The following is a 14,164-nucleotide window of genomic DNA, read 5'->3' as shown; positions in this document are numbered from 1 at the left end:
TGAGCGAGCGAAGCGAGTCGAAGCGACGAAACCAGCAGCCATAGAGATCGTCACCTCGTCCCTGCAGCTCCTGATCCAAGACCTCGGTCGCCCCGGCCACGCGGCCCTCGGCGTCTCGGCATCTGGCGCTGCCGATCGCACAGCCTTGCGCGATGCGAGCCGTGCTGTCGGCAATGCACCGGATGCCGCGGTGCTGGAGAGCGTGGGCGGAGCGGTGCTGCGCTTCCACGGTGCGGGCGTTGCCGTCGTGACCGGCGCCGTCGGCGAGCTCACTCTCACCAGCGTCGACGGATGCGACCGCCCGGCCCTGCACGGGGCCCCGTTCGCCACCTTCGACGGCGACGAGCTGGACCTCGGTCATCCGGAGCGAGGGCTGCGCTACGTCATCGGTGTCCGTGGCGGGGTGGATGCGACATCCGCACTCGGCAGCAGTTCCACCGACACTCTCGCCGGTCTCGGTCCTGACCCGCTCACAAACGGTGACGTTCTGCACATCGGCACCGATGCGGAGCGCGCGGTCGATCCCCTGGTTGTGCCGCGGAGACTTCCGGCGCCCGGGGACCTCGTCGAACTGGAGATCACCCTCGGTCCGCGGGATGACTGGTTCACAGCATCCGCTCTGGAGACCCTGACGACGCAGGAGTGGGCGGTCACGCTGCGATCTGATCGGGTCGGCATCCGTCTGCAGGGCGAGGTGCCGCTTGAGCGCGCTGTTGGGGGAGAGCTGCCTAGCGAGGGAGCGGTGACCGGTGCGATCCAGGTGCCCGCCGACGGGCAGCCGGTGCTGTTCCTGCCCGATCATCCGCTCACCGGCGGATACCCGATCATCGGCGCGCTCACCGATCGGTTCCTGGACCTCGCAGCGCAGCTGCCGCCCGGAGTGCGGGTGCGGTTCCGGGTGCGGTGAGCTGCAGCATCCGCCCGCCTTCGGCAGGTCCCGATCTGCGGAGGCGGTCCCGATCTGCTGACGTTTTCGGTGGATCAGTCAGCAGATCGGGACAGTGTCAGCAAATCGGGACGGCGGCCCCCTACTCCGGGTCGCCGCCCAGCGGGCCGACGGCGGGGATGGGGCCGCCGTCGTCCGCGCCGGAGCGGCGCCAGCGGGCGATCGCGTTGCCCAGGTGGTAGATCAGCAGCGCCGCGACCGTGCCGAGGACGATGGCTCCGAGCTGGAACTGGCCCCACGACATCGCGTATCCGCCGACGGCGATCACGAATGACACGGCCACTGTGTACTGGTTGACCGGGCGTGAGAAGTCGACGCGGTTGTCGACCCAGATCTTGATGCCGATGACGCCGATCAGCCCGTACAGGGCCGTAGTGACGCCACCGAGGACTCCCGGGGGGATCGTGTTGAAGATGACGCCGATCTTCGGTGAGAAGGCGAGCAGGATCGCGGCGATTCCCGCCACCCAGTACGCCGCCGTCGAGTAGACGCGAGTCGCTGCCATCACGCCGATGTTCTCGCCGTACGTGGTGGTGGCCGAGCCGCCGAAGCCGCCCGCGAGCGTCGTGGCGACGCCGTCGGCGATGAGGGCGCGCCCGGTGTGCTTGTTGATCGACGGGTCGTTCGTCATCGTGGCGACGCCGCGCACGTGGCCGACGTTCTCGGCGATGAGGACGAGCACGATCGGGAGGAACATCGGCACGAACGCCCATGCGCCCGGGTCGGTGACACCAGCCAGGTGGAAGTCGGGCAGGCCGATCCAGGCCGCTTCCTCGACGCCCTCGAACTGCACCTGTCCGGTGAAGATCGCGACGATGTAGCCGACGATCACGCCGAGGAAGATCGAGATGCGACCGAGGAATCCGCGGAAGAGCACACTGAACAGCACCACCGCGATGAGCGTCACCGAGGCGAGCTCCGGCTGCAGGGTGAAGTTGTTCCACGCCGCGGGGGCGAGGTTAAACCCGATCAGGGCGACGATGGACCCGGCAACGACCGGCGGCATGAGCCGGTCGACCCAGCCGACGCCGACCGCCTGCACAAGAAAGCCGATGGCCGCCAGCAGCACGCCCACGACGACCACGCCGACGAGAGCCTGGGTGATTTGTCCGGGTGTCTCGAGCGCCTGGCCGGCGTTGATCGCGGTGATCGGGGCGAGGAACGCGAACGATGAACCCAGATAGCTGGGCAGGCGGTTGCGGGTGATCACGAGGAAGAGCAGTGTGCCGATACCCGAGAACAGCAACGTCGTCGAGACGGGGAAGCCGGTGATGATCGGCACGAGGAACGTCGCACCGAACATCGCGATGATGTGCTGCGCGCCGATCGCGAGGGTGGCTGGCCAGTTCAGTCGCTCTTCGGGCTTCACGACCTGGTCGGGTGCGACGTTGCGGCCGTCGCCATGAATCTTCCACACGGGCATGCGGGTGCTCCTCAGTTTTGGGGTCGGAGCAACATTACCGATTCGACGGCGCCATCGATGGTGCAGACGAAGGCGGATGCTGGTGTCGGATGCCGAGGGTAGAAAGGTAGCCAGCAGGGTAGAAAGGTGGAAAAATGGATGCCATGAGCCTGAACATCAAGAACGAGAAGGTGCACGAGATGGTGCGCCGGCTCGCCGAGCTCACCGGGCAGAGTCAGACGAGCGCCGTTGAGGATGCTGTGCGGCGAAGGCTCGAAGAAGTGGATGGTGAGAAGGAGCGGCGCCAGGCGGAGAAGCTTGCCGCGATCAACAGGGTTGTGGCCAACGTTCGACGGCTTCCCGTGGTCGGTCCGAGTTACGAAGAGATCATGGAGGAGATGTACGACGAGCGGGGGCTGCCACGATGATCGTCGATTCCTCCGCAATCATCGCAATCCTGACCGATGAGGATGACGCTCATGCGATGCGTGCGGCGATCCTTCACGCCGACAGCATCATCGTGTCGGCCGCGACGCTTCTCGAATCGCACCTTGTGATGCGGGGCCGGTACGGTGAGGCCGGGCCTCAGAAGGTGGATGTCTTTCTTGCCAGCGTCAACGCCGTGATCGCGAGCGTGAGTGAGGAGCAGGCGCGGAAGGCGACTGTCGGGCACGCGCGCTACGGCCGCGGCTCCGGCAGTCCGGCGAAACTCAACTACGGAGACTGCTTCAGCTACGCCCTCGCGATGACCCGTGATGAGCCGTTGCTATTCAAAGGAGACGACTTCATCCACACCGATGTGCGAGTTGCAATCTAGTCAGGCGGTCACGCCGTCAGGCGCTCGATGAGCTCTCGGTAGCGGTCGGCAGTGCGCTGGACAATCTGGTCGGGAAGTGCGGGCGGCTCGCCCTGCTTGTCCCAGTTCGCGGCCAGCCAGTCTCGGACGATCTGCTTGTCGAAGCTCGCCATCCGCTCGGCTGGTGTCGTGCCGGACTCCCAGGTCGCGGCATCCCAATACCTCGACGAATCGCTCGTGAGCACTTCGTCGGCCAGACGCAGGGTGCCTTCGGTATCCGTTCCGAACTCGAATTTGGTGTCGGCGAGGATGAGTCCGTGCTGCTCCGCGATCGCGGCGGCACGCGCATACAGCGACAACGACGCATCGCGCAGCTCGGCGGCGCGCTCGGCGCCGACCAGTTCGACCACGCGCTCGAAAGTGATGTTCTCGTCGTGCTCGCCCATCGGTGCCTTGTACGCCGGGGTGAAGATCGGCTCGGGCAGTCGGTCGCCGTTGGAAAGACCGGCGGGCAGCGGGATGCCGCAGACAGTGCCGCTTTCCTGGTACTCGAGCCACCCGGTGCCGGTGATGTACCCGCGCACGACGCACTCGATCGGCAGCATCTCCAGCGACTGCGCGAGCATGGCGCGGTCAGCGACGGCATCCGGAATCTCGCCGTCTGAGAGATGGTTGGGGAAGTCCAGCTGCTCGAACCACCAGCGGCTCAGCCGCGTGAGCAGGGCGCCCTTCTCGGTGATGCCGGGGGAGAGCACGAAGTCGAATGCGCTGACCCGATCGGATGCCACGACGAGGATGCGCGTGTCGGCGGCATCCTCCGACGCGTACAGGTCGCGGACTTTGCCGGAATAGAGATGACGCCAGCCCGGAATGCTCACTGCGTCGTTCGAAGAAGTGCTCATCCGCCCATTATCCCGGTTGGCGCAGCACAGCGGCGCCGGCGCCCGAGAGCCACCGACGCCGCCGCGCAGCACAGTCCTACTTCTGGGGAACGGCTGCGACCACGTCGATCTCGACGAGGATGTTCGCCAGCTGCGATCCGACGGTCGTGCGCACGGGGTACGGCTCGCTGAAGAACTCCTTGTACGCCTCGTTGAACTCCGTGAAATCGGCGAGATCGGCCAGGTGCACCGTGGTCTTCACGCTGTCGTCGAGGGTGAGCCCGTGCTCGGCGAGGATGGCGCTGACATTGCGCAGCACCTGACGGGTCTGGTCGCCCACGGACTCGGGCACCGCTCCGGTCGCCGGGTCCTGCGGGCCGAAACCGGCGGTGTAGAAGAAGCCGTTCGCCATGACGCCCTGGCTGTAGGGGCCGGCCGGCTGAGGTGCGTTGGTGGTGTGAAAAGCGGTCTTGCTCATATGATGCTCCGTTCTGGGCTGGGTGATGGTCCGGGGTCGGAAAAGTGGTCGGAAAGCGAGGGTCAGGCGCGTCGCAGCCCGCGGCCGGGAAGCTCAGAACCGGATGCTGCGGCGACGAGTTCGCCCGCAGCGAGGACAGGCACTCCCGCCACAAAGACGTCATCGATGCCTACGGAATCGCGCAGCGGCTCCTCGTATGTAGCGGCGTCCGCGACAGCATCCGGCAGCACGACGATCACGTCGGCGACGGCTCCGGGGACGATCGCACCGCGCTGTCCCAGCCCGAATCGGGCGGCGGGTGCGGCGGACAGGTGCGCCACGGCATCCGCCCACGACCACGTGCCGGTCTCGCGCACGTACTCGCGCAGGAAGCGGGCGAACGATCCGCGCGCACGCGGGTGCGGGTGCGCGCCGATGAAGATGCCGTCGGATCCGCCGATGTGCCCCGGGTGCGAGAAGATGCGCGCGAGTTCCGTGACGGGACGCTCGTAGCGCACGGCCATGATGATGTTCGCCTGCAGGCGACAGGCGAGCAGCGTGTCGAGCACGAAGTCGATGACGTCGGTGCCTGCGCGCTCTGCCGCTTGCGCGAGTGTCAGCCGGTGCGCCCACGACAGCGCAGGAGTGGACAGATGCGCCAGTGTGATCATGTCGGGCCATGCCGGGCCGAGGCTCGGGTTGTTCGCGATGCGCGGGAACCAGTCCCGTCGCAGGCGGTCGCGCTCGGCCGGATCTGCCAGCGTCCGCAGGATGTCTTCGATCGGCTGCGCGGAAAGCTCCGGCGGCAGCAGCGGCATGCCCATCAGACTGCAGCCGCGGATGTACGGATACGAGTCGAACGTCGCGTCGATTCCGGATGCTTCGAGCGCATCGAGCTGCGCGAGAACGACGTCTGCTTCGGCATGGAAATGCGAGACGTGCACGCGCAGCGCCGCGCCCGAGAGCGAGCCCGCGCGGCGGGAGATCTCGGCGATTTCGTTCACGCCGGCGGCGGAGTTCGCCTCGTACCCGCCGCGCATGTGACTGACGTACACGCCGCCGGCCTCGGCGACCGGCACGCACAGCGCAGCGATCTCCTCGGCGCTCTGGAAGATGCCGGGAACGTAGTCCAGTCCGGTCGACAGTCCGACCGCGCCGTCGCGCATACCCTCGTGCACGAGGTTCGACATCGCCTCGCGCTCCGCCTCGGCGGCCGGTTCCTGCGAGCGTCCGCACACCTCGAACCGCACCGTGCCGGCCGGCACCAGGTAGGCGGTGTTGACCCGGGACGTGCCGTCGGCGCTCGCCAGGTAGGCGGCCACGCCTCCCCCCGAATAGGTCGGGTGCGGACCGTTGATCGCGGCGAAGTACTCGCTTGCGTACGCGCCGTCGCCGGGGGCGTACGAGACGCCGTCCTGTCCGGCGATGATCGACGTCACGCCCTGCCGCAGCAGCGAGCGCTGCACATTCTCATCGTGCAGCAGTCCGTCGGCGTGCGAATGAGCGTCGATGAGGCCCGGCATCACCAGGCGCCCGGTGCAATCGATCACGGTGTCGTCCGGGCGAGGGGTCGCATCACCGACGTCGGTAATGAGTCCGTGCTCGATGGTCACATCGGCGCGGCGCTCGCCGGAGGCATCGACGACCGTTCCGCCGGACAGGATGATGCGCGAGGGCGCTGAGTCAGTCATCAGAAGTACGTGCGCACCAGGTCGATCACGACACCGGAGTCCCAGGAATCCACCACGGGCAGCACACGCCACTTGTCGAACGCGGTGCACGGGTGCGACAGGCCGAGCGCGACGACATCGCCCACTGGCGGGGGGCCCGCATCGGAACGGACAAAGGAGTGCTGGTCGTTCATCGCCGTCAGCGTCGTACCGTCGAGCGTCTGCCATGGCGCGCCCAGCTCGGATGCCGTCTGCCGAGGGATCGGAAGACCCTCGTCGTAGGGGAAGTCGCGCTTGCCGCCATCGATGAGCGAGAGGTTCGGCTCGGGCTGCGAGACGACCCGGCCGATGCCGTGCATGGCCGTGCGCAACCGCGGGGCGTCGGCGGACGTGCGGGCCTCGTCGAACGGCGAGATCTGCCGGTAGAAGCCGTCGTCGTGCACGATGTAGGCGCCCGAACGCAGTGTGAAGCGCGTGCGGGAGTCGGTGCCCGCCCCAGCTTCGGCGTACACCTCGGCCACGATGTCGAAGTAGGCGCTGCCGCCCGCAGTGACGTAGATGTCGCCCGTGCCGTAGAGATCTCCGATGCGCTCGTGCAGCGACACCTGCGCCCGCAGGTACTCTCGGACGATCTCCTCAGACGCCTCGGCGCGGTCGTGCGCCAGAGCACCCTCATACCCGGCCACGCCCGCGAGTCGCAGAGTGGATGCCGCGGCCACGCGCTCAGCGACCTCGATCGCCGCCTCGATCGTGCGAGCCCCGGTGCGGCCCCCCGGCGCACCGAGCTCGACCAGCACATCCACCGGGCGCGAACTGCCGGCGTTCTGCAGCGCGCGATCCATCGCCTCGACCGTCTGGAGCGAATCGACCCAGCAGATGAACCGAAAAGCCGGGTCCGCCAGCTCGGATGCCAGATAGCGCAGTGACCGCTCGTCGACGGCGCTGTTCGCGAGCATGATCGACGAGAAACCGAGGCTTCGGGCCGTGCGCACCTGACCCATGGTGGCCAGCGTGATTCCGGTCGCACCCGCGTCGAGCTGACGCTGCCACAGCGTCGGTGCCATGGTCGTCTTGCCGTGCGGCATGATCTCCAGCCCGCGCTCGCGGCACCAGGACGCCATCGTCTCGACGTTGTGGCGCATCGCGCTGTCGTCGAGGACGACGAGCGGTGTCCAGAACTCCTCAAGCCGAGGAGAGGATGCCAGGAACTTGGCGATCGTCAGACCGATCGCACGCTCCGGGATGCCTTTGTCCCGAGCGGTCAGCAGTTCGGAGTTCGTCATCATGGTCTCCTTACGCCAGCAGCTTGGCGAGCGCGGGCAGCTGTGCGGGATCTTCCAGTGCCGAACCGACGGCGACGACGCGGACGCCCGCGTCGAGGAAGGCCGGTGCTGTCCCGGCATCCATCCCGCCCGTCGCGACGAAGTTCACGCCGGGGAAGGGTCCCCGCATCGCGGGGAACCAGCCGGTGCTCAGAAGGGAGGCCGGGAACGCCTTGAGCCAGGTCAGACCCTCTTTGGATGCTGCCTGAACTTCACTCGCCGTCGATACGCCGGGGAGTGCGGGCATGCCGGCCTCGTGGGATGCGCGCACGATCTCGGCGTCGAACCCCGGGCTCACGGTGAACGCAGCGCCGGCGTCCTTGGCCTGGCGCACGTGCTCGAGCGAGACGACGGTGCCTGCACCGACCTGCAGCCCGCGGGCGGCGGCGGCCTCGGCCAGCACGCGCAGCGCCTCGACATCCGTGCGGGTCTGCACCGGCACTTCGACGGCGGTGATGCCGAGGTCCCATGCCGTCGTCGCAACCGCGAGGCTGCGTTCGACGCCCATACCGCGCAGGATCGCCATCAGCGGCACGTCGGCGAAGAGCTCGGTGAATGAGGAGTTGTCTGTCGTCATGATCGACCTTTCACTGGGAATCGTCCTCGACGAAGTCACTCGTCGAGAGAAGTACGAGATGCGCACGGGAATGCCCTGCGCGCAGGCGCTCATCGGCGTCGGCGCCCTGCAGCAGCGCGGCGAGGTACCCGGCGGCGAATGCATCGCCGGCGCCGACCGCTTCGACCACCTCTGTTGGGATCGCCGGCACGAATGTCTTCGCATCGGTCGCACCGGGGACGCCGTCTCGCGACGCGCCGTCTCGTGCGAACTCCGTCGCACCGACGTCGCCGTCCTTCACGATCAGCCGGGCGGGTTCGGGGAGCAGCGCCCGCACGTCATCGACCGTGGCACATCCCCACACCGTTTCGGCTTCGTCGAGCCCGACGAGCACGATGTCGGCACGGCGCGCCAGCGCGAGCAGAGCGGGTGCGGCCTCACCCGGTGCCCACAGCGCCGCACGATGGTTGACATCGAAGCTGAGGAGCGCGTCGCTCGCGTCGACGCGCTCGATCACGGCGTCGACGAGGGCGGCGCACTCCGCGGAGAGCGCAGGAGTGATGCCGGACAGATGCACGATCTCAGCATCCTCGAATGGCACCTCCGCGACAGCATCCGCAGTGAGACGGGATGCCGCGGAACCGGCGCGGTAGTAGAGCACGCCGTGGCCGGGGTCTTTGAAATACACCCCGGTGGGCGCGGCTGGGTCGGTACGGACCCACCGCACGTCGACCCCGCGCGCCGCGATCGAGTCGCGGACGCGGGTTCCGAGGACGTCAGCGCCGACCGCGCTCACCCACGCGGTGTCGATGCCGAGGGCAGCGACGTGGGAGGCGGCATTCGACTCGGCGCCACCCACATGCACCTGCAGCTGGGCCGCCTCGGCGAGCGACTGCGCACGACCGGGCGTGAGCATCACCATCGTCTCGCCCAGCGTGATCAGACGCGGGATGCTGGTCACTTCAACGCGCCCTTTCCACTGACCGTCGGGATGTTCTGCGTCGCGGCCAGCACGTGCAGACGTCCGGCATCTTCGGTGTCGGGACGGACGGATGCCATCAGCGTAGCGATCACGCCCACCACGGCGATCACCGCGGAATAGACGACGACCGGCCAGAAGGCTCCGCCTGCGGCTGCGACGAGCGCGGTGCAGATCAGCGGGGCGAATCCGCCGCCGAGGGTGTTGGAGAACTGGTAGCCGATGTTCACACCGGTGGTGCGCGCCTCCGCGTCGAACATCTCGACCGGCATCGTCGAGAGGGTCGCCTGCATCGCAACGCCGAACACCACGAAACCGAGGATCTGTCCGAGCCAGATCAGCCACATGTTGCCCGTGGTGAACAGCATGAACGTCGGGTAGACCATGGCGGCGAAGCCGAGGCATCCGATGATGTAGACCGCGCGCCGCCCGATCCGATCCGAGATCGCGCCCCACAGGGGGAGCGACAAAGATCTGCAGGAGCCCCACGATCATCGTGCCGGTGAAGCCCATCCATGCGGGCAGGTGCTGGTCGGAGACCATGAAGCTGAGGCCATAGGTGAGCACGACGTAGCCGGCGATCGACTGGGGGAGGCCGATGAGGATTCCCATGATCGCGTTCTTCGGGTGGCGGAACACCTCGACCAGCGGGTTGGCCTTCTTGCCGGCCGCGGCGATCTGCTGGGTCTGGGTTTCGATGAACTCGTCGGACTCTTCGAGTCGGTGACGCAGGATGATGGCCACGATGGCGAGCACCATCGAGAACACGAACGGGATGCGCCAGCCCCACTCGATGAACCAGGAGCCTTCACCGAGGCCGAGGGCAGCCATGAATCCGCCGGAGACGACGTTGGCGATACCCGCACCGCTGATGAGGAACGCGCCGTACATGCCCTTCTTGCCGACCGGGGCGTTCTCGACGACCATGGTCGCAGCGCCTCCCATCTCACCGCCGACGAAGAAGCCCTGGAACATGCGGAAGATGATCAGCAGGATGGGCGCTGCCGCGCCGATCAGGTGGTCCGGCGGGATCAGGCCGATCGCCGTTGTCGCGATGCCCATGCCGACGACGGTGATCATGAGCACGGCCTTGCGTCCCACGCGGTCGCCGACGATGCCCCAGACGATGCCGCCCACGGGGCGCAGCAGGAACCCGACCGCGAACGTCGCGAACGACGAGAGCTGCGCGATGATCGGGTCGTTGGTGGAGAAGAACACCGCCGGGAAGACCGCGGCAGAAGCGAGGCCGTACAGGTAGTAGTCGTAGTACTCCATCAGCGTGCCGATGGAACCGCCGGCGATCGTGCGCTTCTGCTTGGAAGTGAGCCCGGGACGGGTGCTCGCTGTGGTCATGAGAGCTTCCTTACTCTTTCGGGTCTGAACTCTCGGGGCTGATCATGGGGTTGAGCCTGGGGGCGTGAGCAAAGTTAGCTTAGGTCGAACACATTGTCTAGATGGGATACATTTAGTTCAGAAGCGATCTGGGGTGCAGAGTGGTAACCATGGGAGTTCAGACGCACGACACGTTCGAGGGCGCGGCCGAGGTCCTCGCATCGTTCCGGCCGATCATGCGGGCCATCGCGGCTGCGGGAGGGCCATCCTGCGAGGTCGTGCTTCACAATCTCGACGGAGCCGATGTCGACCTCGGGCACACGATCGCCGCGATCGAGAACGGACACGTCACCGGACGCGAGGTCGGCGGGCCCTCGACCAGCCTGGGGCTGCGAGTGTTGCAGAACCGCAAGGAAGACCATGATGCGTTCGGCTATCGCGGGTTCACCGACGACGGGCGCGAGCTGCGCTGCTCGAGTGTCTACTTCCGCAACCGGGCTGGGGACATCATCGCCGCGCTGTGCATCAATGTCGATCTCAGTGCCATGCAGCAGGCTCGAACTCTGCTGGATGCGCTGCTGCCTGCGCAGGGAAGTTCGGCGACAGCATCCCCGGACGAGTACTTCGGTCGGGACCTCGTCTCGGTGATGGACAGCATGATCGGCGAAGCGATCCGCGAGGTCGGGCGGCCGGTCGCGCAGATGACGCGCGACGAGAAGATCAGCGTGCTCGAACGTCTCGATGAGCGCGGGGCCACGCAGATGCGCAAGTCGGTCGAGACGATCGCTGTGCGGCTCGGCATCTCGCGCGTGACGGCCTATGCCTACCTGGATGAGGCGCGACGCGCGGGGGAGTGAATCTGAGCGGCAGCCGCTCCGTGACGGCGATGTCGGCGCACGCGTGTACCGTTGCCGAGTGACCGACGCACCCGCCTCCCGCGCAGCATCCACACAGGCCCCTGAACGCAGCCCGTGGCCGGCCCTGTGGGCTCTGGTCATCGGCTTCTTCATGATCCTCGTCGACACGACGATCGTGAGCGTCGCGAACCCGGCGATCAAGGCAGCGCTCGACCCCGACTCCAGCAACCTCGACCGCGTCGTGTGGGTCACCAGCGCTTACCTTCTCGCGTACGCCGTGCCGCTTCTGGTCACCGGCCGGCTCGGTGACCGCTTCGGTCCGAAGAACATCTATCTCGCAGGGCTCGCGATTTTCACGCTGTCCTCACTGTGGTGCGGACTGTCCACGACTCTCGACGGACTCATCTGGGCGCGTGCGGCGCAGGGGCTCGGCGCAGCTCTCCTGACGCCGCAGACGATGGCGGTCATCACGCGCACTTTCCCTCCCGAGCACCGAGGTGCCGCGATGGGGCTGTGGGGCGGAGCATCCGGTGTCGCGATGCTCGTCGGCCCGCTCGCCGGCGGGTTCCTCGTCGACGGACTCGGCTGGGAATGGATCTTCTTCATCAACCTTCCGGTCGGTGTCATCGGATTCATCCTCGCGTGCATCCTCGTCCCGCAGCTCGAGACCCACAAGCACCGTTTCGACATCCCCGGCGTCTTCCTCAGTGCGATCGCGATGTTCCTCATCGTGTTCGGCCTGCAAGAGGCAGAGGCCTATGACTGGGGCGTCATCTGGGGCCCGATCTCGGTGTGGGGTCTGATCATCTCGGGCGTCGTCGTGCTCGGACTGTTCCTCTGGTACCAGACGCGCACGAAGAATGAGCCGCTCGTGCCGATGGAGCTTTTCCGCAATCGCAACTTCGCGTGGTCGAACATCACGATCGTCACCGTCGGATTCACCGTGACCGCTCAGGCGCTGCCGCTGATGTTCTTCCTGCAGCTGGCCCGAGGGCTCATGCCCACCGAGTCCGCGCTGCTGCTGATCCCGATGGCGCTCGCCGCCGGTGTCGTCTCACCGTTCGCCGGCAAGCTGCTCGACCGGATCGACCCGCGGCTCATGCTCGTGCCGGGGCTGCTGCTGGTCTCGATCTCGCTATTCATGTTCGCGATGATGATGAACACCGACATCGCCATCGAGTGGCTGCTGGTGCCCTCGGCGCTTCTCGGGTTCGGCAACGCCGGCATGTGGGGTCCGCTGGCGACGACGGCGACGCGTGATCTTCCGCTGCACCAGGCGGGCGCGGGCGCGGGCATCTACAACACCATGCGCACGATCGGATCGGTGCTCGGCTCTGCCGCGATCGCCGTCTTCATGCAGAGTCGTCTCGTGGCGAACCTGCCGGGTGTCGAAGATGCCTCGGGCGGGTTCGGCGAGGGCCAGGTGCCGGATGCTGTCGCAGCCCCGTTCGCGGATGCCATGGCTCAGACGATGATGCTGCCCGCGGCGTTCATGCTGCTCGGCGTCGTGGCGGTGCTGTTCCTGCGGCGCCCGGCGCACCTGCCCGCGCGCAAGAAGTAGCCCGCGCGCGCTTCGCGCTGTCGTGTTCTGTTCGCGCTGCTGCTTCCCCACTTCGCGCTGTCGATTTCTGTTCGCGCTGCTGAAAAACTTGCAGCGTCGGCAGCGAACAGCAGCGCGAGCATGCGCGGGCGAGCGTCACTGTCGTTATCCACAGCAGCCATTGCTGACGTCGTTATCCACAGTGGACGGATGACGGTGATTCCGGAGGTGAAGCGGTGCGTAGTGTGCCCATCGGAGGTGAGTATGCCGACGGTAATGTGGGTGAGGGGCTACCGACTCTTTTTCTACAGCAACGAGGGATCCGAACCTCCGCATGTCCACGTGGAGCGGGCGAGCGCCACTGCCAAGTTCTGGCTGCGGCCGGTAGAATTGGCATCGAGGTCGGCGTTCGACGATCGTGAGTTGCGCAGGATCGAGCGAATCGTCAACATCCACCGACGGGTGATCGAGGAGGCGTGGCATGAGTACTTCAATCGATGATGTCTGCGTCGTGGATGTTCACGTCGATCACGAAACAGTGCATGTAAAAGTCAGTGATGGTCGAACGATCAGTGCTCCGCTTTCATGGTTTCCACGTCTTGCCAGTGCATCTGTCGGTGAGCGCGCCGATTGGAGATTGATCGGCGCGGGTGAAGGAATTCATTGGCAGCAGATCGATGAGGACATCTCGCTGTCGGCGCTCCTTCGGGGTCGATGAACGACGTCTATTTGCGCAGTCCTGCGCGGTCGTGATGGGCTGGCGCGATGACGATCGCACTCACCCGGCCCACCGCTGACCTCTTCGAATCGTGGTCGGCAGCGGTCACGGAGTTCGGTGGCATGCACATCGACGGCTCCGGCATGACGATACCGAGCAGTGGTGATCGCGCGACGCTGGATGAGTTGATCACCTGGGCTGAGCGCGTGGCGGACACGACTATTCCGGTACCCGAGGGCCACGTGCACATGGATCTGTACTGGATCACCGATGGCGACGAGGTCGTCGGGTTCGTCTCGTTGCGGCATGAGCTCGATGACTGGCTGCGGCAGTTCGGCGGAAATATCGGCTCTTCCGTAAGGCCGACGCGTCGTCGGCAGGGCTACGCGCGCACAGGGTTGGCCCTCGCACTGGACCGCGCCCGCGAGCTCGGCCTGGAACGCGTGATGGTCAGCTGCGACGACGAAAATCCCGGCTCGTACCGCACGATCGAGGGCGCAGGAGGCGTGCTCGAGAACATAGTGGATGCTACGACGCAGGGCCATCCGCGCCTGCGCCGCTACTGGATCGAGCTGTAGCCCGATCCGGCGGCAGTGACCCGGCCCTCAACCGCCCGTCGCGCTGCTGATATCTGTCCGCGCTGCAGAAGTAACAGCTGTTATGTCTCAGGACATTGGTGACGGTTCTGTATCAGGACATTGGTGACAG

The 14,164-nt window shown here is 66.5% G+C and carries 15 protein-coding genes and 2 pseudogenes; 8 read left to right on the top strand and 9 right to left on the bottom strand.

The window, feature by feature from the left end:
* Nucleotides 1-907, top strand: a 907-nt coding sequence (locus ACTIAO_RS10550) for a biotin-dependent carboxyltransferase family protein (protein ID WP_441906226.1), incomplete at its 5' end; no start/stop codon positions are given.
* A gap of 121 nt (nt 908-1,028) precedes the next feature.
* Here ACTIAO_RS10550 and ACTIAO_RS10545 read toward each other — a convergent pair.
* A complete protein-coding gene (locus ACTIAO_RS10545; RefSeq protein WP_441906225.1) occupies nt 1,029-2,369 on the bottom strand; it encodes a uracil-xanthine permease family protein in 1,341 nt (446 codons plus the stop codon).
* A 143-nt stretch (nt 2,370-2,512) separates the two neighbouring features.
* On the opposite strand from ACTIAO_RS10545, the gene ACTIAO_RS10540 reads away from it, so the two are divergent.
* Nucleotides 2,513-2,776 (top strand): type II toxin-antitoxin system VapB family antitoxin, encoded by a 264-nt coding sequence (locus ACTIAO_RS10540; RefSeq protein ID WP_441906224.1) that lies wholly within the window; start codon nt 2,513-2,515, stop codon nt 2,774-2,776.
* Nucleotides 2,773-3,165, top strand: a complete 393-nt coding sequence (locus ACTIAO_RS10535) for a type II toxin-antitoxin system VapC family toxin (RefSeq protein ID WP_441906223.1) — start codon at nt 2,773-2,775, stop codon at nt 3,163-3,165. The genes ACTIAO_RS10540 and ACTIAO_RS10535 overlap by 4 nt, the downstream gene beginning before the upstream one ends.
* Before the next feature lie 8 nt (nt 3,166-3,173).
* Here the strand turns inward: ACTIAO_RS10535 and ACTIAO_RS10530 are convergent, their stop codons facing one another.
* The 8 genes and pseudogenes from ACTIAO_RS10530 to ACTIAO_RS10495 form a co-directional block, all read right to left on the bottom strand.
* On the bottom strand, nt 3,174-4,046 hold the full coding sequence (locus tag ACTIAO_RS10530) for a phosphoribosylaminoimidazolesuccinocarboxamide synthase (RefSeq protein WP_441906222.1): 873 nt from the start codon (nt 4,044-4,046) through the stop codon (nt 3,174-3,176).
* A 76-nt stretch (nt 4,047-4,122) separates the two neighbouring features.
* The gene (locus ACTIAO_RS10525) at nt 4,123-4,503 is read right to left on the bottom strand and encodes a RidA family protein (protein WP_441906221.1); all 381 of its coding nucleotides are present in this window, start codon (nt 4,501-4,503) and stop codon (nt 4,123-4,125) included.
* Nucleotides 4,504-4,565: 62 nt separating this feature from the next.
* Nucleotides 4,566-6,173, bottom strand: a complete 1,608-nt coding sequence (locus tag ACTIAO_RS10520; RefSeq protein WP_441906220.1) for an N-acyl-D-amino-acid deacylase family protein — start codon at nt 6,171-6,173, stop codon at nt 4,566-4,568.
* Complete coding sequence (locus ACTIAO_RS10515; RefSeq protein ID WP_441906219.1) at nt 6,173-7,435, bottom strand: alanine racemase; 1,263 nt, start codon at nt 7,433-7,435, stop codon at nt 6,173-6,175. The genes ACTIAO_RS10520 and ACTIAO_RS10515 overlap by 1 nt, the downstream gene beginning before the upstream one ends.
* A 10-nt stretch (nt 7,436-7,445) precedes the next feature.
* On the bottom strand, nt 7,446-8,051 hold the full coding sequence (locus tag ACTIAO_RS10510; protein ID WP_441906218.1) for a bifunctional 4-hydroxy-2-oxoglutarate aldolase/2-dehydro-3-deoxy-phosphogluconate aldolase: 606 nt from the start codon (nt 8,049-8,051) through the stop codon (nt 7,446-7,448).
* Between the two features lie 10 nt (nt 8,052-8,061).
* Nucleotides 8,062-8,961, bottom strand: a pseudogene (locus ACTIAO_RS10505) (sugar kinase); the annotation flags it as partial.
* 26 nt (nt 8,962-8,987) lie between these two features.
* Nucleotides 8,988-9,479, bottom strand: a complete 492-nt coding sequence (locus tag ACTIAO_RS10500) for an MFS transporter (RefSeq protein ID WP_441906254.1) — start codon at nt 9,477-9,479, stop codon at nt 8,988-8,990.
* A gap of 37 nt (nt 9,480-9,516) precedes the next feature.
* A pseudogene (locus tag ACTIAO_RS10495) lies at nt 9,517-10,284 on the bottom strand (MFS transporter); the annotation flags it as partial.
* Nucleotides 10,285-10,511: 227 nt separating this feature from the next.
* Between ACTIAO_RS10495 and ACTIAO_RS10490 the strand changes: the two are divergent.
* From ACTIAO_RS10490 to ACTIAO_RS10470, 5 genes are all read left to right on the top strand, one after another.
* Nucleotides 10,512-11,198: a helix-turn-helix transcriptional regulator gene (locus tag ACTIAO_RS10490; protein WP_441906217.1), complete on the top strand. Its 687-nt coding sequence runs from the start codon at nt 10,512-10,514 to the stop codon at nt 11,196-11,198.
* A 58-nt stretch (nt 11,199-11,256) separates the two neighbouring features.
* Nucleotides 11,257-12,759, top strand: coding sequence for an MFS transporter (locus ACTIAO_RS10485; RefSeq protein ID WP_441906216.1), 1,503 nt, complete (start codon nt 11,257-11,259; stop codon nt 12,757-12,759).
* A 189-nt stretch (nt 12,760-12,948) separates the two neighbouring features.
* Complete coding sequence (locus ACTIAO_RS10480; RefSeq protein WP_441906215.1) at nt 12,949-13,239, top strand: DUF4160 domain-containing protein; 291 nt, start codon at nt 12,949-12,951, stop codon at nt 13,237-13,239.
* Complete coding sequence (locus ACTIAO_RS10475; protein WP_441906214.1) at nt 13,220-13,456, top strand: DUF2442 domain-containing protein; 237 nt, start codon at nt 13,220-13,222, stop codon at nt 13,454-13,456. Before ACTIAO_RS10480 ends, ACTIAO_RS10475 begins: the two co-directional genes overlap by 20 nt.
* A gap of 47 nt (nt 13,457-13,503) precedes the next feature.
* Nucleotides 13,504-14,034, top strand: a complete 531-nt coding sequence (locus ACTIAO_RS10470; RefSeq protein WP_441906213.1) for a GNAT family N-acetyltransferase — start codon at nt 13,504-13,506, stop codon at nt 14,032-14,034.
* Nucleotides 14,035-14,164: the final 130 nt, after the last annotated feature.

Origin of the sequence: Microbacterium sp. (assembly GCF_052099035.1) — a bacterium.
In the GTDB taxonomy this organism is placed as follows: domain Bacteria; phylum Actinomycetota; class Actinomycetes; order Actinomycetales; family Microbacteriaceae; genus Microbacterium.
The sequence above is the reverse complement of the archived record's forward strand: the minus strand, read 5'-3'. Positions and strand labels throughout refer to the sequence as shown.

What these genes read in the sequence shown, in the direction of transcription:
- ACTIAO_RS10545 (WP_441906225.1), bottom strand. Translation starts at nt 2,369, where the DNA reads ATGCCCGTGTGGAAGATTCATGGCGACGGCCGCAACGTCGCACCCGAC.
- ACTIAO_RS10540 (WP_441906224.1), top strand. Translation starts at nt 2,513, where the DNA reads ATGAGCCTGAACATCAAGAACGAGAAGGTGCACGAGATGGTGCGCCGG.
- ACTIAO_RS10535 (WP_441906223.1), top strand. Translation starts at nt 2,773, where the DNA reads ATGATCGTCGATTCCTCCGCAATCATCGCAATCCTGACCGATGAGGAT.
- ACTIAO_RS10530 (WP_441906222.1), bottom strand. Translation starts at nt 4,046, where the DNA reads ATGAGCACTTCTTCGAACGACGCAGTGAGCATTCCGGGCTGGCGTCAT.
- ACTIAO_RS10525 (WP_441906221.1), bottom strand. Translation starts at nt 4,503, where the DNA reads ATGAGCAAGACCGCTTTTCACACCACCAACGCACCTCAGCCGGCCGGC.
- ACTIAO_RS10520 (WP_441906220.1), bottom strand. Translation starts at nt 6,173, where the DNA reads ATGACTGACTCAGCGCCCTCGCGCATCATCCTGTCCGGCGGAACGGTC.
- ACTIAO_RS10515 (WP_441906219.1), bottom strand. Translation starts at nt 7,435, where the DNA reads ATGACGAACTCCGAACTGCTGACCGCTCGGGACAAAGGCATCCCGGAG.
- ACTIAO_RS10510 (WP_441906218.1), bottom strand. Translation starts at nt 8,051, where the DNA reads ATGACGACAGACAACTCCTCATTCACCGAGCTCTTCGCCGACGTGCCG.
- ACTIAO_RS10490 (WP_441906217.1), top strand. Translation starts at nt 10,512, where the DNA reads ATGGGAGTTCAGACGCACGACACGTTCGAGGGCGCGGCCGAGGTCCTC.
- ACTIAO_RS10480 (WP_441906215.1), top strand. Translation starts at nt 12,949, where the DNA reads ATGACGGTGATTCCGGAGGTGAAGCGGTGCGTAGTGTGCCCATCGGAG.
- ACTIAO_RS10475 (WP_441906214.1), top strand. Translation starts at nt 13,220, where the DNA reads ATGAGTACTTCAATCGATGATGTCTGCGTCGTGGATGTTCACGTCGAT.
- ACTIAO_RS10470 (WP_441906213.1), top strand. Translation starts at nt 13,504, where the DNA reads ATGACGATCGCACTCACCCGGCCCACCGCTGACCTCTTCGAATCGTGG.